The sequence below is a fragment of the Streptomyces sp. NPDC002602 genome (assembly GCF_042889445.1).
Classification (GTDB): domain Bacteria; phylum Actinomycetota; class Actinomycetes; order Streptomycetales; family Streptomycetaceae; genus Streptomyces.
Genome location: NZ_JBIAQX010000012.1, coordinates 52957 through 75755, shown reverse-complemented (window position 1 = coordinate 75755; position 22799 = coordinate 52957). Strand labels below are relative to the sequence as shown.

Sequence of the window (22799 nt, the reverse complement as noted above, 5' to 3'; positions counted from 1 at the left end):
GGCTGTCCGGCATCTGTGCTCCGGTATCCGACGCTCCGGCGGGCTTTGTGCGGGGGGCCGGTGCGGGAGGCGCCGGAGTCCGGGTCCGGGCGGGTTGCGGGCGTGGGATGAATGCGTTTGCCGGGGGCGGTCTTCGTGGACGCATGCTCGGGCGTGTTGTCTGAAGGCCGAGGTGTGTCTGAAGAACGACAAGGGGAAGCCGGTCATGTCTTTCTGGACCGAGTGTCAGGACCAGGTCCTCAAGGACCGGATCCTGAACATCTGGGGCTGGGTCTACGGCAACTGCAGCGTCGACGTCGACTACACCCTCAGCAAGGGGGACCAGGTCTACGGCCGGAGCAAGGGCCACCTGTGCAAGTCCCCCAAAAGCGTGCGGAAGTTCGACCTCGCGTACGACTGCCACGGCTCCGGTACCTACACCCTGAAGGCGTCCGTCATCGGACGCGAACCCGGCCCGGTGTTGGAGAGCGATGGAGGGGGCCTCTTGGAGGAGAGCGAAGCACGGAGACTCGCGGAAGAGTTCGGCCGGACCTTGACCGATCGCTGGGACGAGTGGGCCTTCAAGCTTGATCTGTGGGCGACCCCGGCTGTCACGGGCATCCATGGCTTCACCTGGTATCCCACGGCGAAAGACGAAAAGGGGCGTCAGATCAGGATCGGGGGGAGAAAACGCTCCATGGACCGTTCTTGAGACCGGCGCGGACTCGGTAGAGCTTGAGGTCGCAGTCTCGCGAGCGGCCGGTCGTTCAGCGGGGCAGGATGCGCAGTACTGCCTCGTGTTCGCCGCTGAGCCTCAGGCCTTGCTGTATTGCCGCGCTCAGATCGAGGTCGCCGAGCAGGGTCGCGGCCAGCAGGTGCGGCGGTCCGGTCAGGGACGCGGTGGGGTGGTCGACCCGGCCGGCGTGGGTGTGCACCGAGCCGTCCTTGACTTCGATGACCAGGTCTTCGTTGCCGTCGGCGTGCAGTTGCAGGGCGATTGCCGGCTGGTCGGGGCGGTGGTCGGTCAGTGCCCGGGCGGGCATGTCCAGCCAGTGGGTGCGGAAGGTTTCGCTGCCGGCCGGCTCGCGCAACAGCGGAATTCCCCATCGGCTCAGCTCCCGCAGCACCGGCTCCAGTGCGCGGCCCCGCTCGGTGAGGGAGAACAGGGTGGTGGCCACCGGCGGCGGGGCGGCCTCGCGGTGGATCAGGCCGGCTTCCTCGAGTTCGCGGAGCCGGTCGACCAGCAGGTTGCTGGCGATCCCGGGCAGCCCGTTGCGCAGGTCGGTGTGGCGGCACGGACCCAGGGCGAGCAGTTCACGGACGATCAGCAGGGTCCATCGGTCGCCGACGGTGTCGAGTGTTTTCGCGATGCCGCAGTACTGCCCGTAGGTGCGCATGCCACCACCCTACCTCGTGGTGTTGAGATTCAAAACTTCCTTGTTGACTTTCTCAACAAGGTCGGTCTAGCGTCGCTGCCCATGACCACCACCCTTTCCGTGCGTCGGCTGGCCTGGGCCGGCGTCGAGATCCGTCTCGGCGACACCCGCCTGCTGATCGACCCGCTCGAGAACGTCGCTCCGCTGGCGCCGGTGATGGGGCCGCCGCACCGGCCGGTCGACCCTGTCGACACCCCGCCCGGCACCCACGCCCTCATCACCCACCTGCACCCCGACCATTACGACCACGACCTGATCGCCCGGATCGCGGCCACCGGCACGATCGGCTGCCACACCCCGAGCGCGGCGGCGCTGCACGAGGCGGGCATCACCCCCGTTGCCCAGGACCTGGGCCGGTCACGGCGCATCGGAGAGCTGACCGTCACCCCGGTGACCTCGCTGGACTGGCGCGGCAACGACTGTGACCAGGTCGCCTGGGTCGTCGAAGGCGCCGGCCGGCGGGTCATCCACTGCGGCGACACCCAGTGGCACGGCAGTTGGTGGCAGATCGCCCGCGACCACGGCCCGTTCGACGTCGCGTTCGTCCCGGTCAACGGCGTCATCGCCCACTTCGAGGGCTACGCGGCCAACGTCCCGGCGACCATGACCCCCGAGCAGGGCGTCGAGGCCGCCGTCGCACTCGGCGCCGGCACCGTCTGCGCCATGCACTACGGCCTGTTCCACAACCCGCCGTTCTACACCGAACAACCCGACATCGAGCAGCGCTTTCAGCACGCCGCCGACGAGCGGGGCATCACCGCGGCCATCATCGCCGACGGCCAGCCCGTCCTCTGACCATCAGAAACAAGGAGCAACACATGAAGATCGTCCTGTTCGGTGCCGGCGGCAACATCGGTCGGCCCACCACCGAGGAATTGCTGCGGCGCGGCCACACCGTCACCGCGGTCACCCGAGCCGGCCACGTCGACGGCCTCGAGCACAAGGCCCTGACCATGACCACCGGTGACGTCACCGACCCCGCGGCGGTCGCCGGCCTCGCCGCCTCCCACGACGCCGTGCTCTCGGCCGTCGGCCCCCGGATCGGCCAGGAGAACGACCGCGCCACGATCGTCGGTGCCGCCCGTGCGCTGATCGACGGACTCCGCCGAGCCGGCGTCACCCGCCTGGTCACCATCGGCGGTGCCGGTAGCCTGCGCACGCCGACCGGTGCCTGGGTCATGGACGACCCGGACTTCCCCGCGCTGTGGAAGGCCAACGCCGAGGCCCAGTCCGAAGCGCTCGACCTCTACCGCGGCGTGCACGACCTCGACTGGACGTACGTGTCGCCCGCCGCGGTCATCGGAGCGGGCGAGCGGACCGGGGCCTACCGCAGCGCCGGGGACACCCTGCTCACCGACGACGACGGCAACAGCCGCATCTCGTACGCCGACTACGCGATCGCCTTGGCCGACACGATCGAGAGCGGCACCGCGATCCGCCGCCGCATCACCGTGGCGTACTGAGCCATGAGCAACGACGCCGCCGGCCGGCAGACCCGATTCATCGTCCTGCTCGCAGCGCTCGTGGCCCTGGGACCACTGTCCATCGACGGCTACCTGCCCGGACTGCCGGACCTCGCCGGCGACCTGCGCGCCGGCGCCGCGGCCACCCAGCTCACCATCACCGCCTGTCTGGCCGGGCTGGCCATCGGGCAGCTGATCGCCGGGCCGCTGAGCGACACCTACGGCCGGCGGCGTCCGTTGCTGGCGGGCCTCGCCCTCTACACGATCGCCAGCGCGCTCTGCGCGGTGGCGCCCGACGTCCGGACCCTCGTCGGCCTACGTCTGGTCCAGGGCATCGGCGGGGCGTTCGGCATCGTCATCGCCAACGCCATGGTCCGCGACCGCACCTCCGGAACCCGCACCGCACGTCTCTTCTCCACACTGACCTTGATCACCGGCCTGGCGCCGGTGTTCGCGCCGGTCCTCGGCGGCCAGCTACTGCGCGTCACGGCCTGGCCTGGAATCTTCGTGGCCCTGGCCGTACTCGGCGCCGTGATGCTGGCGGCCTCCGCCGCAGGACTGCCGGAGACCCGGCCCTCCGCGTCACGCCGGCCGCTGCCGGCTGTCGTCGGGCAGTTGCTCAGCGACCGGGTCTTCACCGGGTACGTCCTGGCCAACGGCCTCGTCTTCGCGGCGATGTTCGCCTACATCTCCGGCTCGCCGTTCGTCCTGCAGGAAATCCACGGCCTGTCACCGCAGCAGTACAGCGCCGTGTTCGCCGTCAACGCCGCCGGACTCATTGTGGCCGCCCAGATCAGCGGCCGGCTGGTGGCCCGGGCCGGCGCCCGCGTGCTGCTGCTCGCCGGTCTGCTGGGCGCGACAGCCGGTGGCACCACGGTCCTGGGCGCGGTGCTGACACGGGCACCCCTGCCCGTGCTCCTGATCGGCCTGTTCGTCCTGGTCTCCAGCGTGGGCCTGGTCATGCCGAACGCCGCGGCCCAGGCCCTGGCCGACCACGACGGACACGCCGGGTCGGCCGCCGCTCTGCTCGGCTTCAGCCAGTTCATGTTCGGCGGGGCACTTGCTCCGCTGGCCGGCGTGGGTGGCGCCACCGACGCCTTGCCGATGGGAATCATCGTCGCCGTGCTGCCGGCGCTCGCTCTGCTCACATTCGGCGTCCTCACCCGGTCGATGCCCGGTGAGCGCACTCGCAGGCCGGCTCGCCAAGGACCTGCCGGGCACCGGCGACGGCGCCGGCACATCGATCGCAGACGAGCCGGCATCCAGTGAGTGCAGGCCATCCTCGTCCTGCACCACGTCGAGTCACCGCGCTACGAAGGATGAAACGGCGCTCGCACAGTACCCGGCCCAGCTCGTGTGCTGGATCGACTCCGGCATCGGGCCGGTGCTTGCGGCAACGGGGGCGCCCCTCGCGGTCCCGTTCGGCGAAGTTGATGCTGCCGCAGACCACGCAAGGGTTGGCGCGCACTCTCCGGTGACTGTGGCAGGAGCTGCAGATGCGGCCGCCCTCACCCAGCGTAGGCAGGGGGCGCTCGCGACCACAGTGCGCACAACGGGGCAACACCATTCAGTCTGCACCGTGTTCACGCAGAACCCGCACCGGCCGCTCAAGGTCGTTGACCAGGTTCGCCGTGGTCGTGTAGCGGACCTTCAGGCCGGCTTCGGCGATGGCGGTGCCGATCCCGATCAGCAGGTGCGACTTCCCGGTGCCGGAGTCGCCGATGGGGCAGAGCGGCTGGCCGGCGGTGACCCAGGCCGGATCGCCGAGCGTGTTGACCTGCTCGGGGGTGACGTTGGGATTCTTCTCGAAGCCGAAGTCCTCCAGCCGCTTGGAGCGGGGGAAGTCCGCTTCCCTGACCAGGCGGAGCTTCTTGCGTTCCTCCCGGTGGGCGCCTTCGGCCTCCGGCAGGTCGGCCAGGAAGTTCTTGTACCTGGACCGCTCCTTCATCGCGGTGGCCGCCAGCTCCTCCCACCGAGTACGGATCGTGGGCAGGTGCAAGGCCCGGCAGGCCTCGTCGATGACGGTTTCGACGGCGCCCTGGGCGTCGGTGACGAGGCCTGCCGGGCCTTGCACCTGAGCGGGGAACCGGTAGTGGGCGACGGACCTGGACCCGGCTCCGGTGGAGAACAGCTTGTGGACGGTCACGCGCAATTCCCCAGGGCTACGATCACGTAGTTCCCCACGCCGCCATCCCGACGTTCAGAGGTGTCCGGAGGCCGGCGCTCCTGACAGCAGCCCCGAAGTACCGCCCCGAGCGGGGGCCGCACGAATTCATATGACAGCGGTGGCTCGCTCCACGATCATTGGCCTATGACCGCGCCACCGGACCTTCTCAGCCTGAGCATCGTGTGTCCACCGCCCGACGAGGGCGGCGTGGAGGTCCGCCCGATCGTCAATGGCCGGGACCTTCTGGCCGATGTGCTCCCTGGCGGCGTCGGAGGCTCCCGGTACCTGGGAATAGGCCCCCGGTATCTGTTGGACCGGGACGGCCCGTTGCATGCCACCCCGACGCCCCACGAGGCCCGTCTCGCTTGGTCCGGGTGCGGCGCGGAGGAGTGCTGCGGTGCCCTGTACATGACGGTCACGCGTGACGGGGATCATGTTGTCTGGGCGGGCTGGCGCGACCTGGCCAACCAGGAAGTTGCCCTGCCGGAGCTTCGGTTCACCGCAGCTCAGTACGAGGCCGAAGTCCTACGAGCCGGAGAGGACCGCGGCTGGGAGTGGCCGGCAGGAGCAGCCGCGCGGCTGCTTGAGGCGGGGCTGAGGGGACGCGAGGACTGGCTCCTCCGGTGGGAGTGCGAGTTGCAGTACGTCTGGGCCTCCCGCAAGCAACCCGACCGAATCCACGTCATCCTGATGCACCCCCCTGACGGGCCCGATACAGATCTGCCCTGGATCCAGTTCGGGATGACTCTCCCGATCTCCGCGGACGACCCATCGGACCAGGCCGAGCGCCTTGAAGCGCAGCTGACCTCAGGCGATCCCCGTGCCACCGCCGAGGTCTGGGGAGGTTCGCATGATGCCGAGCGACTGGGCTACCCATGGCCGCCGGTCGACCCGCTGCACATGTGAACAGCAGGGAGAGGCGGTCTTGGGCCTCTCTCTGCCGTTGGGCATCCACTCGCATCCGCGGTCCCCATGGGAAACGTGACCGTGCGGGTGGGGAATTGCGTGACGCTGGTCATGTAGATCGTGGGGAAATGCGTGGATCGTCGACACGGCTGGGCGCCGGACCATGACCGTGATCCGGCGGCATCAGGGGGAGACTGTGGGGTGCCTACTTCCAGATCGCTTGCAGCCTCCGACGAGATACGCGCGTATCTCATCGATCAGTTGAATCTCGCCCTGCGACGTCCCGGAATGTTTGGGAAGGAGTCGGAGCTGGCCTTGCGCATGCTGATGGACCACTTGGTGTTCGCGGAGTGCCAGCCCGAGGCCTTGGTCGAGCAACAGCGCCTCTGGGAAGAGCGCGGTGCCTGGTCCAGCACCGGCGTCGCGGGCGTATTCCGCGATCTGATCCCGGAGCGCTACTACGAGTACGGCATCGCCTCGGTGTATGCCGAGTTCGCGCACCGCCGCGGCTGGCTCAAGCCCGACCGCGTACTGGACCCTGACGAACACGCAGTCCTGCAGGGTGCGGTCCGCCAGTGGGCAGGCGAGGACCGAGTGTGGACGGACATCGTCGACGAGTTCGGTACCCCGTCCATGTTGTTCGGCAGCAACAACCCCTACTACGGCAAGACCCTCGGCTACCTGACTGAGAACCCGGAGGAACCGATGGTGTCCTTCCATCTCTGGAACGGCAGTGCTCCGGGAGCCGAGCAATCATGGCCACCTCCGCATGAAGAACCCCTCCTGCTTGCAGTGCGCTTCGGAACGGGGCCCTTCCGCCAGACCTTCACCTTCACCCCGGAGGGCCGGCGACGGCTCCCTGCGGAGTAAAAAGCTCAAGATCAGCGGATGCTCGGTGCCTGCTCTGCTTCCGATTCGGTCACTGCGCTGGTGTGGCGGAGGCCGGCCTTGGCACCGAGGGAGAAGACGTGCGCGAGACGGAGGGGGTCCGCGCCATTGGCGAGGGCTTCTTCGAGGATGCGGTCCTGCCTCAGCCGGTCGACGCCCACGGGCAATTCCTTGACCAGTCTGTCCATCCAGAACGTGTCCACCGACGTCGTCGTGGTGTCGGTGTTCCTGGTGATCAGCAGATGTGGATTGATGCTGTTCGGCCATCGGCGCTGCCGATAAGCGAGGTACCCGCCGATCGCCTCGGCGGTGTAGTCGTCCAGGGGACGGTTCAAGCCCACAGGGTCGAGTCGCCGTCCTGGCAGGTCCACGTGCTCGACCAGCATCGAGCGAATCTGACGGGCAGGCAGCGCATGGACACCGGACAGCTCTCCCCGGTCGCCGTCACCCAAGCCACCGGCCGCCGCGCCCACTTCCTCGGCGACGGCACCAACCGTGCCGCCTTCCGCGTCGCGGAACTGGAGAACACCGGCCTGCCCGACGGCCACGCCCACGGCATCGTGCGCGTGGACGCCCTCGGCACCGCCACCGACCGGACCGCCGCGGTGCGCGAACTCGGCCGCGTCCTCGCCCCGGGCGGCCGACTGCTCCTGACCCGCTCGACCAGGCGCGGCGCCGAACCCGTATGGCCCGAGCAGGCCCATGCCGCCGGGCTCATGGTCGAGCACGTGGACGAGCGCCCCGCCGAGCCGGCCATGTGGGACCGGCTCTACAAGCTGCGGATCGCCCATGCCGACGACCAGCGGCGCGAACTCGGCGAAGTCCAGACCGAACGGATGCTCCGCGAGGCGCACCAGGTGGTGCCCAGGCTTCCCGGCCGCCGCGCCGTCCTGCTGACCCTGCGACGCCCCGCACACGATCCCGCCGTATCCGGCACGGCCGATACGATGACCGCGCCCCGCCTTCTCAGTGGCAGGCCCCCGTTCCACGAGGAGATCCCGCAGTGACCCAGCACCGTTCCCTCCGCGCAGCGGTGCTCTCGGCCGGGTCCTGGGGCACCGCCGTCGCCAAGATCATGGCCGACGCCGGTACCGACGTCATCGTGCACGCCCGCCGCAGCGAGATCGCCGACGGGATCAACACGGCGCACCGCAACCCCGGCTACTTCCCGGACATCGAGCTGCCCTTCTCCGTGAAGGCCACCACCGACCCGGCCGTCGCCCTGGACGGTGCGGACTTCCTCGTGCTGTCCATCCCCGCCCAGTCCCTGCGGGCCGGCCTCGCCGCGTGGGCGCCGCTCATCGGCCCGGACACGGTGATCGTGTCGCTGATGAAGGGCATCGAGGCCGGGACCGGGCTGCGGGCGAGCCAGGTCATCACCGAGGTGACCGGCGTACCCGAGGAACGGGTCGCGGTCCTGTCGGGCCCGAACCTGGCAGCCGAGATCATGGCGGGGCAGCCCGCCGCCGCCACCATCGCCTGCCCCGACGAAACCGCCGCCCGCCGTTTCCAAACGGCCTGCCACACCCCGTACTTCCGGCCCTACACCAGCACCGACGTCAGCGGCTGCGAGCTCGGCGGCGCGGTGAAGAACGTCATCGCCCTCGCGGTCGGCATCGCCTCGGGAATGGGCCTCGGCGACAACTCGACCTCCCTGCTCATCACCCGCGGGCTGGCCGAGGCAACCCGCCTCGCCACGGCCATGGGCGCCGAGCCGGCCACCCTCGCTGGCCTGGCCGGCGTGGGCGACCTGGTGGCCACCTGCTCCTCCCCGCTCTCGCGCAACCGCACCTTCGGCACCCACCTCGGCCGCGGCCTGAGCGTCGCGGAGGCGACGGCCGCCACCCGCCAGACCACCGAAGGCGTCAAGAGCGCGGAGGCGATCCTCGCCATGGCCCGCGCCCACGGTGTCGAGATGCCGATCACGGACGTCATGGCCGACCTGCTGAACGAGAAGATCACGCTCGACGAGGCCGCCGCCGCGCTGATGCAGCGGCCCGCCAAGCCCGAGCGCTGACCCCCGGGCGCCCCGCCTGCGGGGCCGCCCACCGACACCTTCACCCCTCCTGAACCGGAGGTCTCCCCGTGCCCGCATCCGTGCTGTCCGCTGCCCAGATCGCCGTCACCGTCGCCCTCGTGGCGTGGACGATCTCCGGATTCACCCGCCTGCCCGGCCGTTGGCTGCGCTGGAAGATGTTCTGCCGCGGCAACTTCATCATCGTCACCCTCACCGGCACCACGAAGGACGGCCGCCCCGAACCGGTCAGCGCCCACAGCCACCTGCCCCCGGCTCCTTCCTCCTTGGCCCGCCCCAGCTCGTCGCGATCGTCAACCATCCAGTCCGCAGCGGCCGGTACGACCGGATCGACGGGCACGGCCGGCTCCTGTCCGAACGGGGCGAGCAGCGCGTGGAGGTGAGGGACAGCCGTGTCGTGGTTCTTTGACGCTCTCGCCTCCGGCTTCCAGTACCCCACCGACCCCGGACGCCTCCAGTAGTTCCGCATCGTCTTCGCCACCGTCCTCGCCCTGCGGTTTGCCCTCTCCATCGGCCAGGGCGGCTGGGACCGACTCATCCCCGGCTCCCTGAGCCTCCACCTGACCGAGCAGCGCTTCGGCCCCACCCGGACCCGCCTCCTCGCCGGCGCCTACCGGCCCATGCTGATCATCCGCACAGCCGCCGCCCTCACCCTGGCTGCCGGTCTCGCACCGAGGGCCTCACCCCTGCTGGTCCTGGCCGGCGCCGCCATGGAAATGCTCTACCTCAAGAGCCCCAACTCGATCCACCACACCCTGCTGACCGGAGCCGGCCTCCTAGCCGCCGGAGACCTCGGCCACGGCCTGCACATCGCACACGCCCCCAGCACCGCCAACACCTGGGCGCAGTGCCTCCTCGTCCTGATCACCACCGACATCTACTGGAACTCCGCCTGGCAGAAGACACGCTCGCGGCAGTTCCGCACCGGCCTCTGCCTAGCCCAATGGATCCACACCTACACCCAGGTCGAAGACCAGCTGCCCTATTGGCATGAGCACGCAATCCCCGGCTTCGTCCGCCGCCACATGGACAACCTCACCAACCGCGACATCCGCCTCTGGCGGCTGCTGGCAACCACCGTCATCGCAACGGAAATCGCGCTCCCCGCCGCGCTGCTCTTCCCAAGGACCATGCCGTACGCCGCCGCAGGCGTCGCGATGCATATCGCCTCCACCTGCCTCAAGCCCCGGCAGCTCGTCACCTTCTCCGGCCTCACCACCGGCACCTACTTCGCCTTCACAGCCTGAGAACCACCCCTGCAGCGGCACCGCTGGAAGGCGAGCGGCGCCCTGGCCGCCTCAGACCCCTGACCGGGTTGCAGATCAAGTGGCAAGTCTGGACCTGACTTGTCACGTGTGGGTGTCGAAGAATCCCGCACCGCCGGCTATCGATCCTCGAATTCTGCGAGATTCTTGGGCGCCCAGCTTTTTCGACCGAATTAGTGCGCTTCCGTTCGCTGCTCTGAGGGCTGCTATCGTCGAATTTTCGCGGGAAGATTCGGGTTTCCGGCCCACTCGAGTTGAGTGGACCGTGGGGAATTTCAACGGAGAGCTATTTGTGGAGGGCGAATAGGTTCGGTGGGTTGAAGGGTTCCCATACCTGGACAAGGTGTGGGAGTCCTTCAGTTTTTGCGTATGTACTTACTTGGCGGCCGATGTGGGATTTCATTAAATCCGTAGTAGAAATGGCGGTGTGCCGGTAGTTCGCGAGGCCACCGGTGAAGGGCCTCAAGCTCTGCAGCACCTGCAACACCCGGCACCGCAAGTCCGCCATGCCCTACGAGGAGTTCGTCCGCACCCCGAGCACCGCTTCCTACCTGGGGGTGGGCAACTGCCGGGTGGCCGGGTGCGAGCGGCCCTGGTCGGACTCGGGTGGCCGCCCCGTGTGCCGGACGTCTTCGCCCATTACTCGAACATCGCAGCCCAGGGTTCCGCGAGCTCCAGGAGGGCCAGAAGGTCAACTTCGACGTCATCCAGGGCCAGAGGGGACCCCAAGCGGAGAACATCATCCCTGCCTAAGCCTCACGCCCTGTAACGGTCGCGCCCACACGATGGCTCCGCTGCCGCATGAAAGCCCGACTGGCGCGCTTGTGCCGGCCGGGCTTTCATCTCGCCGGGGTGCACCGGCACCGGCTGCGTCCTCGCTCGTGATCGGGCCGGCCGCCGGGCTACCGCAACCGAGGACCGGAGCGCGCTGCGCCTGCCGCCGAGCCGACCACGGCACCCGCTCGACCGGGTGTGCGGATCAGCCGACGACCCGAAACCTGCCGGGAGAGCAGGAGCACCCGCCCACCAGATCCACGGCCACGGCATATGGCGGCGCGCCTGCTCTGGCGGCCCCCACCACCTGGCCTCGGCGATCACTGGTATCCGAGCCTCTGAGTCGGCCGGGCGTCTCCCTGATCCGGCCGCGTCGCAGTGGCTTGCGCAGGTTTCCGCTCGTCTCCTGGATCCAGACGGTCGCCGTTGCGGTTCCGCCGAATGCGGCACAGCCTGAGATAGGGCGCGGTCGCGATAGGCAGGGCACGGTCGTTTGAGGGCCCTGGCCGCAGGCCCGCGACAGCGGGGAAGGGAGCAGGTCATGGGCCGAAATACGGGAACGTCGGTGAATCCTTTCATGAGCCTGATCCCGTGGGTGGTGTTCGCGGTGGTGGACCGTGCGGCGCCGTCGCCGCAGTGGGCGGCGCTGAGCGCCGCAGCGACCGCCTTGATCATCGCCTGGCCCTCCATCGCCGCCCGTTCACCGCGGATTCTGGACCTCGCGGCGATCGGCTTGTTTCTCGCGCTGGCGGTGGCGGCGTTCGTGGTGGGACCGGACGGCCGGGAGGTCATCGCCCACTACGGCAGAACGATCGCGACCGGCTCGCTCGCGCTGATCATATTCGCGACGCTGCCTTTCCGGCCGTTCACCGAGGACTACGCCCGGCAGAGCGTGCCTCGCGAACTGTGGGGCACCCCACGCTTCAAGCACGTCAACCGCGTCTTGTCCGCCGGTTGGGGGGCGGCGTTCGCGTTCATGACCGTCTGCCATCTGATCGCCGCCTCCCAGCCGGACGACCGGCAGATGTCCACCATCTTCAACTGGCTCCTGCCCATCGCCGCGATCATCGTCATGATCAGGTTCACCGAGCGCTACCGCACCCGCGTCGGCCATGCTGCAGCGCGCGCCGGAGCCCGGACGGGGCCGCCCGGGGCCCCTCCGCCAAGGCGATAGGCCTGCGCCGCGGGCAGGCGCACGGCCTGCCGCTGTCGCGCCCGCGCATCGCCCGACGCATCGGCGATCAGGCCATGGTGGGAGAGCGGTGCCCTGTTGATTACAGAGAGCGGGCCGTTCACGGCGAAGATCCGGCCGCGGATGTCAGCAATGCCCCACGAGTGCAGCCGTTCGGTGTGCTTGGTCAGGTACTTCTGGGCAATGGCCTCGGACTCGAAAAGGTAGACGCCGCCGGCCTCGTGGGTTTCGCTGTTCTCGGTCCAGATCCTTCAGATCACCCCCACTTCGAGATTGATTCTCTCGGCCAGTCGCCGGTACTCGGTCGCCATCTCCTCTCCGAAGGGGCCGTTGCTCGGGAAGTCAACCGGGAAGTCAACCTGGGGGGCCGGTACGCATCGCGTGCGTGCCGGGTTCGGCGATGACCGGTGTGGCGGGACTCGGTCATCGTGCATCAGGACGGGTACGGCCTGCCCTGCGACTTGTGGTGCTGCCCGGAGAGGAAGCCGCAATGACAACGTCGGATCCGATCAGAACGCGCTGTCCGTCCTCACGGCCGATTCCGACGAACGGGGGAGACACCGTCAGGGGAGCGGGTCAGGGCCGGTGCTCAGAGCGCTCCGGGGTAGTACGACCGAAGTGACCTTCGGCCCCGGCAGACTCGTCCACGTATCAGGGAAATGCGTGGGTGGGAGTCTGGGACGGGCGCGGCCAACCGGCCTCGGCCGCGAACCCGTCTACCCGACATGCTCGAACAACACGGTGGGGTCAGTAGCCGCCGCAACTTCGGTTCCGGGTGCCGAGCGCCGTGCACAGGAGAGACTTTCGCGCGTCACGGGTCGGTCACAAGCCCACATGGCGGTCCAGCATCCCGACAGAGTGGCTCGATGCGCACACACGCCATCACCGCTCTACTTGCTGTTTCGCTCTTCACCCTCAGCGGCTGCGCCGAGGCTGTCACCACAGAGCCCAGGGCGGATGACAAGCCCGTCAGCTCGCCCTCGACAGCGGGGCGGCAGGCCGATCGCGATGCGGTCCGAGCGGCTGCAGGCCTGCCCCCGGAGCCCAAGGGCAGTCAGAGGCAGGCCTTCCTCGACGGACTCGACGCCATCGACAAGGACATCGTTCACGCCAAGGATGACAAGGCCATCAGCCGCGGCATCGACACCTGCGGCATGATCAAGGACCACCCGAAGGATCCGGTCAAGCAGACGGAGCAGACCAACAAACGCTGGACCAGCCCGTCCCATCCCGACGGCCATGGCCTGACCAAGGCCGCGCGAATCCTGGCTGTCACCCACACCATCATCTGCCCCACCTACTGACGGGGTGAATGAGCGAGGAGCCGTGCGGCACCAGGCTCGCCGCCGTGACGGAGCGGGGCGGGCCGCTGGTTCGCCGGCTCATGGCCAAGGCGGCTTCGGCATCCGCGAACGGCGTGAGAGCAGCAGTCGCAATCTCTCGCGCTCGTGCGAGCGGGCGCCGCCGACCGGTTTGACGCGGTCGGCGGGCGACTGCGCTGCCGTGGGTGCGGTGTGTTTACTGCCAGAAGAGGTCTCGATGACGATCTGGGGATCGGCGGTGCGTGGGCCGGCCTTCTCCGTGTCGAGGTGATCGCACGGTAGGGGTGACGGGAGCATTTCAGCTCGGTGACCGCGTCGACGATCTGCTCCTTGACGGTTGCGGGGAGACGGTCGCGGTATTCGGAGGCGCTCTTGGTCCAGTCGGTGGCCCATGGCGGGCCGGTGAGCTCGTCGGTCACTCGCCGGGCCCGAGCCGACTCACTCGGTTGTGGATCCGTGCTGCTTCTTCCAGGAAGGCTTTGGCCCTGTCCGGATCGGCCGACAGAGCCGCCCGCTCCTCCAGGTCTCGCACATGCCGGTCCAGGTTCGGATCGCGGGCCGGATCAGAGCGCGGTGTCTCTCGCTGAGAGGCACCGGCGACGTGGCCGAGGAGGTCGGCAACGCCGAGTGCTGCACCTACTTCTTCTCCGGGATGACCGCCTTGATACCACTTTTGCGCAGGTAGGCATGGTTGCCGCGAGAGGAGTAGGCCTTGTCCGCGGCGACCGTGCCGGGCCGGGTGCGGGGGGCGGCCAACGGGCCCGCGGACCCGTACCTTCCCCAGCACGGGGACGAACTGCGGGCTGTCCGCGGCTTGCCCGGCGGTCAGGATCAGGGCCAGGGGCCGACACCTGCGGTCGGCAGCCAGATGGATCTTGCCGGTCTGTCCGCCTCGCGAGCGCCCGAGCGAAGCAGCTTTCAAGCGGAGCTTGCGCCGTCGCCGGACGCGCCGCCGTTCGGCCCGGCCGGGGTCGGCGACGTCTGCGTGTCCGTCTTGTTCCGCCGTGCCGCCCCCTTGGCGGGCCGCCTCCGCCTCGACGGCGGCCTTTTCCAGAGCGTCCAAAACGTCCTCCTCCAGGCGCATTCCGGCCGCGTCGTGATGGGCACGGACCGTCGTGGAGTCCATGCTGACCAGCGACATACCCACCCTGCCCCGCCCGGCCGCCTCGGCTATCGCCCCCTCCAGCAGCGCCTCGAAACCCCGGCGTCCCGCCACTGCCTGAACCGGTTGTGCACGGTAGACCAGGCGCCGAACCGGCCCGGCATCTCCCGCCACTGCGCTCCCGAGCGGAACTTCCAGATCACACCCTCGAACTGTTGCCGTAGCCGCTCCGGATACGGGCCGTACTCACCGACCGGCAGATACGGCTCGACGAACCCCCGCTCGTCGTCCGTCAGTTGCTCACGCGTCACACGTACCGGACTACCGGACCTGCCCTCACAGCGAGGCCAGATTCGGCAAACCGATCACGACTCGATACAGGCCCTTGCAGTCGTTGCGGTTTCCCGCGAGCGGTCGGCCGACCACGACGACCACGCGGGTGTCGGCGTCGATGACGACCTGGTGGTTGGTGGAGTACCTGTAGTTCTTCGACCGCACCGAGATGGTGTGGTCGCGGGTGGGCACCAGGGTGCCGTCCACGATGGGCACAGTGTCCTTGGCGAACCGCTTGCGGGGCTGGAGCGCGCGCATCGGCCCGAGGTGGTCGATGATCCGGTCGGCCGCCGACTTGGACACCCCGAACAGTGGGGCGAGCCGGCGCATCGTCAAGTTCGTGCGCCAGTAGGCCGCGACCAGCAGTGCCCGGTCCTCCAGCGGAAGGCTCCACGGCCGGCCCTTGCGGACCGCGTCCGCACCCTCGGGCCGCAGCACGGTCACCAGCTTCCCGAAACAGCGCGGACTCAGCCCCGTGAACGGGGCTGTCCAGGACGGCTCCGACGCCGTGACCACACCTGCCACGCCAAGATCATCTCTGCCGTGACCAGCAGTTACGGGACAGCCTGTAGTCGGTTCCCCAGCTGCCGAAAACCCGGGGTACACCGGCCGAGGGCCGGCCCACCCACAGATGCGGGGAGGCCGGCCCTCGAATGCGTCACCGCCTCAAGAGAGATGGTTACAGGTACCAGCTCTGACCCGGGTAGGAGGGGTCGGTGGAGTGCCCCCACTGCTGGGCGGGCGCCCCGTTGTCCAGACTGGAGTTGTTGATCTCCAGGGTCTTGCCACTGTTGACGTTGCTGATGTCCAGGCTGACGGTGCTGCCGGCCTGCTTGATGCTCCACTGCATGGTGGGAATGTCGAAGCAGGTGTACTGCTGCGCACGGGCGCCGTTGTCCTTGCTGGAGTTGACGATCTCCAGGCACTTGCCACTGTTCACGTTGACGATCTGGTAGACGCCCGCGGTCGCGGTGGGACGGAACTCCCACTTCGCTCCGGCTTGGGCGCCACAGGCCCACTGCTGGGCGAGGGCGCCGTTGTCCTTGCTGGAGTTGACGATCTCCAGGCACTTGCCACTGTTCACGTTGCGGATCTGCCCGGCGCCGGCGAAGGGAACGGGGGTGGGCCAGGCGAAGACGCCTTCGGCGAGGTTGCCCGGGCCGTTGCCCTTGTAGAGGTTGAAGCGCTGCTGGTTGTTCCACAGGCCGCCGAGGTCGGTCTTGCCGTCACCGTCGAAGTCACCGGCCAACACGACCGGCGTGTTGTTCCAGGACTTGTCGTTCCACATGGAGACGGCGTCGTCGAGCTTGTCGGCGGCGTTGCCGCTGTACCGGCGCAGGGCGCCGTCCGAGGCGATGGCGACGACGTCGTCGCGGCCGTCGCTGTTGAAGTCACCGGTGGCGATCTTCTGGATGTTGAACCAGCTGGTGTCCGGCCACATCTTGGTGCTCTGCCCGTTCAGCACCCCATCCGCGCCGGCCGCGTAGGCGTACAGCGAGCCCTTGGCGTCACCCGTACCCCAGACGGCGAGGAGCCCGTCGCGGGTCGAGCTCGTCGGTCGGTACCGGTCGAGCTGACGCATCGCGTCCCAGTTCGTGGACGCGTCCCCCCACATCGCCTTGCCGTCGGCCAGGCTGCCGTCGGAGCGGCCGGTGTACAGACGAAGCGTGCCGTTGCTCCACACCGCGGCGATGTCGGCGATCTTGTCGCCGTTGAAGTCACCACCGATGATCTTCTTGGCGCCGCTCCAGCTACCGTCCGTCTTCCACAGGGGGCGTCCGTACTCGAAGGTGCCGTCAGGGCGACCGGCGAAAGCGTGCAGGTTTCCGTCGGAGGTGACAGCCGCGGTGTCGGTGAGCCCGTCACGGTTGAAGTCGCCCGAGGTCATGACCTTGGTGACATTGGGCACCAGGCCGGTCAGTCGTACTTCGGGGGTGGTGCCGCGGATCTGGTTGACCCAGGTCGCCACGTCGTCCACACGGACCCCCACCGCCCCGGTACGGGTCTCGGCCGGACTTGTGCCCAGGCAACCACCCTGCCATGAGAGTGAGTTGATGGCCGCAAGCTCTACGGCGCCGTCCTTTTGACGCAGCACCGGCCCACCGGTGTCACCCTTGCAGACCACGGCGTCGCCGGATGAATTCAGGCTCACTGCACCCCCATTGAGGGAGGCGATGGTGAAGCGCCCCGTGTGGGCCTTGTCCGGAACCCATTCTGTCTTCGTCCGCCCGAATCCCAGGGAGGTCAGGGGCTCACTCATCGTCGGGGCTGCGGCAGCGACCTTTACCGGACTGGCGGCGACGATCCGCCAGGCGAGCTTGACCATCACCAGGTCACGGTCTGCGTGGGGAACCAGCTCGACGGCCTCGACCACGGTACCCGTGGACTGCTTGAGGTCGGTGCGACCCACGGTCACGGTCGTCTTCACCGCAGGCGGGCCGGCTGGAACCGGCGCCGCGCCGTCGCGGAAACAGGACGCCGCGGTGATTACCCACTGTGCATCGACCAGCGCGCCGGAGCAGGCGGCCTTTTCGCCGATGGTGAGCTTCGCCGCGAAGGCGTAGCCGCTGCTCGGGGCATCGCTGCCGGCGAGGGCTGTCGCTGGGGCTGCGCCGAGGAGGCCACCGCCCACCGCAACGGCAAGTAGGGTCGCAGCCCACCTGGTGCGTGAACCTGATACGGACATGATGATCCTTTCGATCTTGCAAGAAGAAGAGCCGCCCTGTGCAAGGGCGGGGCGGGGCTTTCAGGACGACGCGCTCCACTGCCGTCCATCCGCTCCGAGCAGGGGCGGTGCCCATTACAGGATGGGGATGGTGCCTGCAGGACCTGGTGCTTCCGGGTGGCCCGGAGCCTGATGCGTCAGCGTTTGGAGTCGCCACAAGCCGTAGGGCGTTGCTCCGCTGCGGTTTCTGCGCCGCGAGCCGGCAAGGCGGATTTCAACGGAATCGAGGGGCGTACTCTCGCCTGCCGAGTACCGAGGGCCTTGTCTTGGCCAGGCGTCGATGACGCCCTTGTCGGCCCGTCTGCGCTGAAGCGTCGATTTGACGGGAAGCCCTGGGGCGAAGGCGCCGAAAGAACGGCGATGCAGGGATTGCTTCAACCGCGAAACGGTGTGGGCTACTTGGTGATACGGATTTCGACCAGGACGTGCTCCCGGCCGTCGCCGGACTCGCCGACGCCCTCCCAGGTCTTCGCGGGAATGTCGTATTCCACACGGTCGTTCTCGGCGGTCATGGCGAGATGGGTGTTTCCGGAATCATCGGTGCGCACTCCGTGCACCGACTTGAGCTCCAAGGTCAGGAATCCCTCATCGCCGATGACTTTGAAGCACACGTCCGCCCGGTCACGGGCGAGGAACCTGAGGAGGTTCTCCTCGCTCCGGCAGTCGGCGAGCACGATGTGACCATCGCCTCGCTTGAGGACGATGCCCTGTTCGGCCAGGATCTTGTCGGCGTTCGGGTAGCTGTGGTCCTCGACGGCGTATCCGGGCCCCGTTTCGGCGACGGGTTCGGTGACGACGTTGGAGGGCTGGCCCCCGGCCATCGCGGCCCATGCCAAGACACCGGCCGCGGCGGCGGTTCCCAGAATGCGCGTCCATGCGTTGCGTGAATTCATCACAGTCCTAGAGGTAGAGATCAATCAGGCGTTGATGCCCAAAGAAGGAGGCGGCGCGCGGTATCTAAGGCACCGCCACTTTGCTGAGTTTCAGGGAAGGTGGTCCGTCAGGATCCGGACGGAACTCCACAGCGTTCCCTCCGTGCGGGTAGAGCTGGATCCCGGAGGTTGTACCGAGTCCGCTTTTCTCCACCGACAGATATATGAAGTCGCTGGATGCCTGGTCATCGAGCCACTCCCATCGGCCACTGAAGTCAGCGGGGTCGGAGAATCCGTCCGTCACCACGGCGGTGGCCGAGAACGCCCCGTCGGGTTCCAGTCGCAGCTCGGCGCCCGTCTCGGCGTTGCGGTAGACGCCGGGCAGCTCGTCGGGTTCGACGGAGCCCGTGCACCCGGCAACGATCGCGATACAAGCGGCCAGGAAGGCAACGGACCTGCCTTCTCCTGTCCTCCCGCGCATCACGGCTTCAGTGTCACGTCGAACTCGATGACCTGGGTCTTGGGCGACATCGGTCCCGAGTCACCAACGATCTTGTCGACGAGGGCGCCGACGCTGTTGCTCCACCAGTCCGTGTATCCGATGACCGGGGGGTGGGTCGCCGACTCGATGTCCGACTCGTTGTACGCGGTGTAGCGCCACACGACGGAACCGTCCGCGTTCTTGCGGGTGGGAGTCATCCGGACCTGGTGCGAGCCCAGGAACGTGTAGGCGAGGTTTCCGGTGAGGCCGGCCGTGGAGAGCGTCCCGTAGTCCTGGAGGTACTTCCCGGCGCCGTCGAAGCCGCCGAGTGCGTAGTCGTACAAGTAGGAGCGGCCGAGTTCGAAGTTTCCGTCCCGGGTACGGCCGGCGAAGAAGGCGAGAGCCTTCTGCGTGTGCTCGTGATCACGATAGATGCGGGTGAAATCGTCGTTCGGGCCGAAGCACTGGGACCGGGGGCCCTTTCCGGTGAGCCAATCCACGCCCAGCTCCCACGGATTGGTGTTGTTGCCGGACTCCACGGGAACGCCGAACGGCGTCAGGCAGCTCTCGGCACCTTCCGGGAGGCCGTTCTTGCCCGGGACGATGGGGACCTTCGAGTTGTCCAGGGCCTTCTGGATCGCCTCGCGCATCGCGGCCTCAATGACCAGATTCCTGGCTTCCGACGCGGCCTGGGAGGCCGCGCCGGCGCTCTGTCCGGCTGCGAGCGACGCCCGGCGCGCTGCCGCGGCCGAGACCGAGGCATCAGCGGCGTAGGAAGCGGCCTCGGTGGCGGACCGCACGGCGCGGGTCGCCGCACTCCGTGCCACGCTGCTCGCCCTGCGTGCTGCCGCGGCTGCTTGACGTGCGGTCTCGGCGGAGCGCGCCGCGGCGGCCGCGGAGCCCTCGGCGGCCGCCGCGTTCTTGCGCGCATCCTCGGCGGACAGCCTGGCGGCCGCGGCGTAACCCTTGGCGCGATCGGCCCACTCGGTCGCCTGGGAGGCGGCGTCACGTGCGAGGGCCGCCGCCTCGGAAGCGCGTGCCGCGTTCTCCTGCGCTTCCTGAGCCACCTTCGCGGCGCCCGCGATCATGGCGCGTATCGCACTGATGTGCGTGGCGTGGTCATGGTCGATCCGCGCGAACTCGTGCTGTGTGGTGCCGATGAACTGGCGCAGTATGTGGGTGTCGCCTTCGAGCGCGATCTTGGCGGCCGCCTTGATGTAGGGGCCCCCGTTCGCCAGGAGGGTGGTCGCCTTGACACGGTCGTCCTCGCGGACGGCTGCCGCACGCTCGACGTGCAGGAAGACGTGCAGGGCCTGGGCGGTGCCCTTCTCCAGCGCGGCCACGGCCGCACGGCGCACAGCGGGGCCGGTGTTGTCATCGGCCAGGACCGTGGTGACCTCGACGCGGTTGTCCTCCTTGGCCGCCTCGATTGCCTTGCTCTCCAAGAACGCCTTTATCTGCGCAGGGTTCTCGGTCCTGAGCACGTCAACGGCCGCCAGGGCCACGTTCTTGGTCGAGATCGACGCAATCGCGCCGACGTTCTCGACGTTGTCCTGCCGGAGGGCGATGAGACGATCGGCGTCTATCCAGCGGACGACATCCTCGTCCGAACCGGCCAGCGCGAACTCCGCGGCGGCCCGGGTCCAGGTACCCGAGCGCTCGACGAGCTGGATCGCCGCCTTGCGTCCGGCCGTGATGGCTTCCGCGGTCCTGCCGGCCTTCAGCGCCGACTCCGCAGAGCCGATGAGCGCGAGCAGTTCTGCGGACAGGCGCGCTTCCTGCGTCCGCTCCCGGTTGTACCGTTCGAGCTGATTCACCTCTGCGCTCGCCGCGAGTCGCGCCTGCTCGATTCCCTCGGCAGTCTCCTCGGCCAGCCTGGCCGTCTCGGCCTCACGAGCCGTCTGTTCGACCGCACGTGCCTTCTCTACGGCGTCGGCCGCCTTGTTCGCCGCCTCGAAGGCCGCGTTGGCGGCGGCCGTCGACCGGTTGGCGTAGTCGACCGCCTGGCCGGCGTGGTTCGCCGCTTCCACGGCGGCCGCGGCCGCCTTCTCCGCGTGGTCGGCGGCACTGTTGGCGGCGTCGCGCGCCGCACGGGCGGCCGAAGCCGCCTCCCCGGCCAAGGTCCGCGACTTGCTCGCGGCCCGCGTGGCCCTGCCCGCGGCGGCCTCGGCCACAGCGGCTTCCCGCTGCGCCACGGCTGCCTCGGCACGCGCGGCGCCGGAGGCCACGGCCGCGTCGGCCGATGCCCGAGCGGCGGCGGCCGCGTTGACCGCGGAGCCCGCGGCGGCCGCACCTGCGGCATCCGCTGCCTCGGCCGACCTGGCCGCGAGATCGGCCTTCTCCGCGACGGCGCGGACCAACTTGACCATGGCCGTGGCGGCCTGCGCGGCCGCTCGGGCCGCGTCCGCCATCCCCGCGTCCTTGGAGGCCCCGATCGCGGCCTGGTACGCCCGAGTGGCTGCGCGTCCCGCCGACGCGGCCGCCGCCGCGGCGGCGTGTGCGGCCGCCACCGAACGCTGCGCGGCGGCCTGCGCCGTCCGCGAGGCCGACACGGCGACCGTCGCGGCGGCTGCCGCGCCCCGGGCCGCCTGCGCCGCCTTGTTCGCGGCCCTCGCGGAGCGCTGGACGTCCTGATTGGCGGCCTCGGCCTCGGCCTTGGCCTCCAGCGCCGCCTCCTTCGCCTTGTCGGCCGCCTTCACGGCCTGCTGCGACAGTTCGACAGCCTCGTCGGTCTTCCGGCCGGCGCGCTGCCCCTCCGCCTCCACGGCCTTGACCAGTTGCTGAACCGTCGCGGTCTCCTCGTCACGGGCCCGGGCGATGTACTGGCCCGTTTCGAGGAACCACCGGATCGCCCTCGGCGTCCCGTCGTCCAGTGCCCGCTGCGCGTACACCCGCACCTGCGGTGACGCCGTCACGAGAATGGACGTCACCTGCACCCGGTCGTCCTCCTCGTGAGCAGTGAACTGTCCGCCGCTGAGGAAGGCACGCAATGCGAAGTCCGACTCGACTGCCAACGCGGCGGACGCCTCACGCTTCACGGCACGACCGCCCCGGGCCATCACCGTGGTCACGGCCACCCTCAAGTCCTCGCGCACCGCGTTCTGGAACCCGCCCTTGAGGAAGGACTCGACCGCCGCCGTCCCACCCGACAGCGCCACGCCAATACCCTCACGTGTCGCCCTGCCGGCCATGACCAGGGACTGCGTGAGTGTGAACCGGTTGTCCTCGGCCCGAGCCGAGGGCAACTTCTCGTCGAGGAACGCCTTCACATCCGCAGCACTCCCCACCAGGGCCAGGGCAGCAGCGGTGCGGACGGCTCGGCCACCCGTTCTGTACGCCCAGACGACCCTGCCGCGTTCGGTATCCGGCAGACCGGACCCCTCGGGCACCGAAGTCGATTCGGCGGCACCCGCCGCGTATGCGGACCGACTGAGCAGCGTGCAGGTCGGCAGCACGCAACCGGCCGCCACCCCGGTGAAAGCGGTGAGCATCTGACGTCTGCTGAACTGTCGTGAACGTGGTGCCATCACGACTCCCTTCCTTGCGCTGATCCTGGCCAGGGCGTGTCCCGGCCTGACGGGCTTTTGTCTCCGGTGACCGCACCGGGTGAGCCGCGCCGGAATGTATGCACGACAGCGACGTCGTGTTCTCCGGTGGCACCGGCCGGGTTCGCGTTGCGCATCCTGGCGGCGATCACTACTTTCGGCGAACGGCGAGGGCGGGGGAAGGGAAGCCGGGTGGACGGAAGGGGCCCTGACCTCTTCCGTCCTCGGTGCGTTTCCACCGGCACATCGCGGAACCACGTCCAACGCGGTTCGGCACATGCCGTGCCTGGTGCTGCCGCCCGCCTCACGAGGGT

22 protein-coding genes and 2 pseudogenes are annotated in these 22799 nt (G+C 68.9%); 13 read left to right on the top strand and 11 right to left on the bottom strand.

Features of this window, described 5'->3' with window-relative positions; genetic code table 11:
• Positions 1-205: 205 nt before the first annotated feature.
• Positions 206-691: a hypothetical protein gene (locus tag ACFYW3_RS27075; protein ID WP_389387588.1), complete on the top strand. Its 486-nt coding sequence runs from the start codon at positions 206-208 to the stop codon at positions 689-691.
• Between the two features lie 55 nt (positions 692-746).
• On the opposite strand, the gene ACFYW3_RS27070 is transcribed toward ACFYW3_RS27075, so the two are convergent.
• Positions 747-1376, bottom strand: coding sequence for a helix-turn-helix domain-containing protein (locus ACFYW3_RS27070; RefSeq protein ID WP_351752944.1), 630 nt, complete (start codon positions 1374-1376; stop codon positions 747-749).
• A gap of 81 nt (positions 1377-1457) precedes the next feature.
• On the opposite strand from ACFYW3_RS27070, the gene ACFYW3_RS27065 reads away from it, so the two are divergent.
• From ACFYW3_RS27065 to ACFYW3_RS27055, 3 genes are read left to right on the top strand one after another with little or no spacing between them, the layout of a single operon-like run.
• Positions 1458-2210 carry an MBL fold metallo-hydrolase gene (locus tag ACFYW3_RS27065; RefSeq protein ID WP_329098025.1) on the top strand — a complete coding sequence of 251 codons (753 nt, stop codon included), beginning with the start codon at positions 1458-1460 and terminating at the stop codon, positions 2208-2210.
• Between the two features lie 23 nt (positions 2211-2233).
• Positions 2234-2878, top strand: coding sequence for an NAD(P)-dependent oxidoreductase (locus ACFYW3_RS27060; RefSeq protein ID WP_389387587.1), 645 nt, complete (start codon positions 2234-2236; stop codon positions 2876-2878).
• 3 nt (positions 2879-2881) lie between these two features.
• Positions 2882-4147, top strand: a complete 1266-nt coding sequence (locus ACFYW3_RS27055; RefSeq protein WP_389387586.1) for a multidrug effflux MFS transporter — start codon at positions 2882-2884, stop codon at positions 4145-4147.
• Positions 4148-4445: 298 nt separating this feature from the next.
• On the opposite strand, the gene ACFYW3_RS27050 is transcribed toward ACFYW3_RS27055, so the two are convergent.
• A complete protein-coding gene (locus tag ACFYW3_RS27050) occupies positions 4446-5024 on the bottom strand; it encodes an ATP-binding protein (protein ID WP_389387585.1) in 579 nt (192 codons plus the stop codon).
• Positions 5025-5189: 165 nt separating this feature from the next.
• Between ACFYW3_RS27050 and ACFYW3_RS27045 the strand changes: the two genes are divergently transcribed.
• Both ACFYW3_RS27045 and ACFYW3_RS27040 read left to right on the top strand, forming a co-directional pair.
• Positions 5190-5951 (top strand): hypothetical protein, encoded by a 762-nt coding sequence (locus ACFYW3_RS27045; RefSeq protein WP_351752959.1) that lies wholly within the window; start codon positions 5190-5192, stop codon positions 5949-5951.
• Between the two features lie 201 nt (positions 5952-6152).
• The gene (locus tag ACFYW3_RS27040) at positions 6153-6821 is read left to right on the top strand and encodes a hypothetical protein (protein ID WP_389387584.1); all 669 of its coding nucleotides are present in this window, start codon (positions 6153-6155) and stop codon (positions 6819-6821) included.
• An 11-nt stretch (positions 6822-6832) separates the two neighbouring features.
• On the opposite strand, the gene ACFYW3_RS27035 is transcribed toward ACFYW3_RS27040, so the two are convergent.
• Positions 6833-7225 (bottom strand): hypothetical protein, encoded by a 393-nt coding sequence (locus ACFYW3_RS27035; RefSeq protein ID WP_389387583.1) that lies wholly within the window; start codon positions 7223-7225, stop codon positions 6833-6835.
• 27 nt (positions 7226-7252) lie between these two features.
• Between ACFYW3_RS27035 and ACFYW3_RS27030 the strand changes: the two genes are divergently transcribed.
• The 6 genes and pseudogenes from ACFYW3_RS27030 to ACFYW3_RS27005 all read left to right on the top strand — a co-directional run bounded on the left by ACFYW3_RS27030 (position 7253) and on the right by ACFYW3_RS27005 (position 12087).
• Positions 7253-7846: a class I SAM-dependent methyltransferase gene (locus ACFYW3_RS27030; protein ID WP_389387582.1), complete on the top strand. Its 594-nt coding sequence runs from the start codon at positions 7253-7255 to the stop codon at positions 7844-7846.
• On the top strand, positions 7843-8856 hold the full coding sequence (locus tag ACFYW3_RS27025; RefSeq protein WP_389387581.1) for an NAD(P)H-dependent glycerol-3-phosphate dehydrogenase: 1014 nt from the start codon (positions 7843-7845) through the stop codon (positions 8854-8856). Before ACFYW3_RS27030 ends, ACFYW3_RS27025 begins: the two co-directional genes overlap by 4 nt.
• A 68-nt stretch (positions 8857-8924) precedes the next feature.
• On the top strand, positions 8925-9257 hold the full coding sequence (locus ACFYW3_RS27020; protein ID WP_389387580.1) for a hypothetical protein: 333 nt from the start codon (positions 8925-8927) through the stop codon (positions 9255-9257).
• A 237-nt stretch (positions 9258-9494) separates the two neighbouring features.
• Positions 9495-10121 carry a hypothetical protein gene (locus tag ACFYW3_RS27015; RefSeq protein WP_389387579.1) on the top strand — a complete coding sequence of 209 codons (627 nt, stop codon included), beginning with the start codon at positions 9495-9497 and terminating at the stop codon, positions 10119-10121.
• Between the two features lie 640 nt (positions 10122-10761).
• Positions 10762-10892: pseudogene (locus ACFYW3_RS27010) on the top strand (cold shock domain-containing protein); the annotation flags it as partial.
• A gap of 598 nt (positions 10893-11490) precedes the next feature.
• Entirely contained in the window at positions 11491-12087 is a 597-nt protein-coding gene (locus ACFYW3_RS27005) for a hypothetical protein (protein WP_351752962.1), read from the top strand.
• Here the strand turns inward: ACFYW3_RS27005 and ACFYW3_RS27000 are convergent.
• Entirely contained in the window at positions 12006-12353 is a 348-nt protein-coding gene (locus ACFYW3_RS27000; protein WP_389387674.1) for a YdhR family protein, read from the bottom strand. The genes ACFYW3_RS27005 and ACFYW3_RS27000 overlap by 82 nt on opposite strands.
• Positions 12354-12971: 618 nt before the next feature.
• On the opposite strand from ACFYW3_RS27000, the gene ACFYW3_RS26995 reads away from it, so the two are divergent.
• On the top strand, positions 12972-13409 hold the full coding sequence (locus tag ACFYW3_RS26995) for a hypothetical protein (protein ID WP_389387578.1): 438 nt from the start codon (positions 12972-12974) through the stop codon (positions 13407-13409).
• 433 nt (positions 13410-13842) lie between these two features.
• Here the strand turns inward: ACFYW3_RS26995 and ACFYW3_RS26990 are convergent, their stop codons facing one another.
• From ACFYW3_RS26990 to ACFYW3_RS26960, 7 genes and pseudogenes are all read right to left on the bottom strand, one after another.
• A complete protein-coding gene (locus tag ACFYW3_RS26990) occupies positions 13843-14568 on the bottom strand; it encodes a hypothetical protein (RefSeq protein ID WP_389387577.1) in 726 nt (241 codons plus the stop codon).
• A 29-nt stretch (positions 14569-14597) separates the two neighbouring features.
• Positions 14598-14840, bottom strand: coding sequence for a transposase (locus tag ACFYW3_RS26985; protein ID WP_389387576.1), 243 nt, complete (start codon positions 14838-14840; stop codon positions 14598-14600).
• Between the two features lie 73 nt (positions 14841-14913).
• Positions 14914-15387: pseudogene (locus ACFYW3_RS26980) on the bottom strand (transposase family protein); the annotation flags it as partial.
• A gap of 154 nt (positions 15388-15541) precedes the next feature.
• Complete coding sequence (locus tag ACFYW3_RS26975) at positions 15542-17548, bottom strand: RICIN domain-containing protein (RefSeq protein WP_389387575.1); 2007 nt, start codon at positions 17546-17548, stop codon at positions 15542-15544.
• A gap of 434 nt (positions 17549-17982) precedes the next feature.
• A complete protein-coding gene (locus ACFYW3_RS26970; RefSeq protein WP_389387574.1) occupies positions 17983-18480 on the bottom strand; it encodes a hypothetical protein in 498 nt (165 codons plus the stop codon).
• 64 nt (positions 18481-18544) lie between these two features.
• Positions 18545-18943: a hypothetical protein gene (locus ACFYW3_RS26965; protein ID WP_389387573.1), complete on the bottom strand. Its 399-nt coding sequence runs from the start codon at positions 18941-18943 to the stop codon at positions 18545-18547.
• Positions 18940-22467, bottom strand: coding sequence for an ALF repeat-containing protein (locus tag ACFYW3_RS26960; protein WP_389387572.1), 3528 nt, complete (start codon positions 22465-22467; stop codon positions 18940-18942). Before ACFYW3_RS26960 ends, ACFYW3_RS26965 begins: the two co-directional genes overlap by 4 nt.
• Positions 22468-22799: the final 332 nt, after the last annotated feature.

Excerpts from the sequence above, each read along its gene's own strand:
- ACFYW3_RS27045 (WP_351752959.1), top strand. The coding sequence starts at position 5,190 with ATGACCGCGCCACCGGACCTTCTCAGCCTGAGCATCGTGTGTCCACCG.
- ACFYW3_RS27060 (WP_389387587.1), top strand. The coding sequence starts at position 2,234 with ATGAAGATCGTCCTGTTCGGTGCCGGCGGCAACATCGGTCGGCCCACC.
- ACFYW3_RS26960 (WP_389387572.1), bottom strand. The coding sequence starts at position 22,467 with ATGGCACCACGTTCACGACAGTTCAGCAGACGTCAGATGCTCACCGCT.
- ACFYW3_RS26970 (WP_389387574.1), bottom strand. The coding sequence starts at position 18,480 with ATGAATTCACGCAACGCATGGACGCGCATTCTGGGAACCGCCGCCGCG.
- ACFYW3_RS26990 (WP_389387577.1), bottom strand. The coding sequence starts at position 14,568 with ATGTCGCTGGTCAGCATGGACTCCACGACGGTCCGTGCCCATCACGAC.
- ACFYW3_RS27070 (WP_351752944.1), bottom strand. The coding sequence starts at position 1,376 with ATGCGCACCTACGGGCAGTACTGCGGCATCGCGAAAACACTCGACACC.
- ACFYW3_RS27015 (WP_389387579.1), top strand. The coding sequence starts at position 9,495 with ATGCTGATCATCCGCACAGCCGCCGCCCTCACCCTGGCTGCCGGTCTC.
- ACFYW3_RS27055 (WP_389387586.1), top strand. The coding sequence starts at position 2,882 with ATGAGCAACGACGCCGCCGGCCGGCAGACCCGATTCATCGTCCTGCTC.
- ACFYW3_RS26995 (WP_389387578.1), top strand. The coding sequence starts at position 12,972 with ATGCGCACACACGCCATCACCGCTCTACTTGCTGTTTCGCTCTTCACC.
- ACFYW3_RS27030 (WP_389387582.1), top strand. The coding sequence starts at position 7,253 with ATGGACACCGGACAGCTCTCCCCGGTCGCCGTCACCCAAGCCACCGGC.
- ACFYW3_RS27035 (WP_389387583.1), bottom strand. The coding sequence starts at position 7,225 with ATGCTGGTCGAGCACGTGGACCTGCCAGGACGGCGACTCGACCCTGTG.
- ACFYW3_RS26975 (WP_389387575.1), bottom strand. The coding sequence starts at position 17,548 with ATGTCCGTATCAGGTTCACGCACCAGGTGGGCTGCGACCCTACTTGCC.
- ACFYW3_RS27075 (WP_389387588.1), top strand. The coding sequence starts at position 206 with ATGTCTTTCTGGACCGAGTGTCAGGACCAGGTCCTCAAGGACCGGATC.
- ACFYW3_RS27005 (WP_351752962.1), top strand. The coding sequence starts at position 11,491 with ATGAGCCTGATCCCGTGGGTGGTGTTCGCGGTGGTGGACCGTGCGGCG.
- ACFYW3_RS27065 (WP_329098025.1), top strand. The coding sequence starts at position 1,458 with ATGACCACCACCCTTTCCGTGCGTCGGCTGGCCTGGGCCGGCGTCGAG.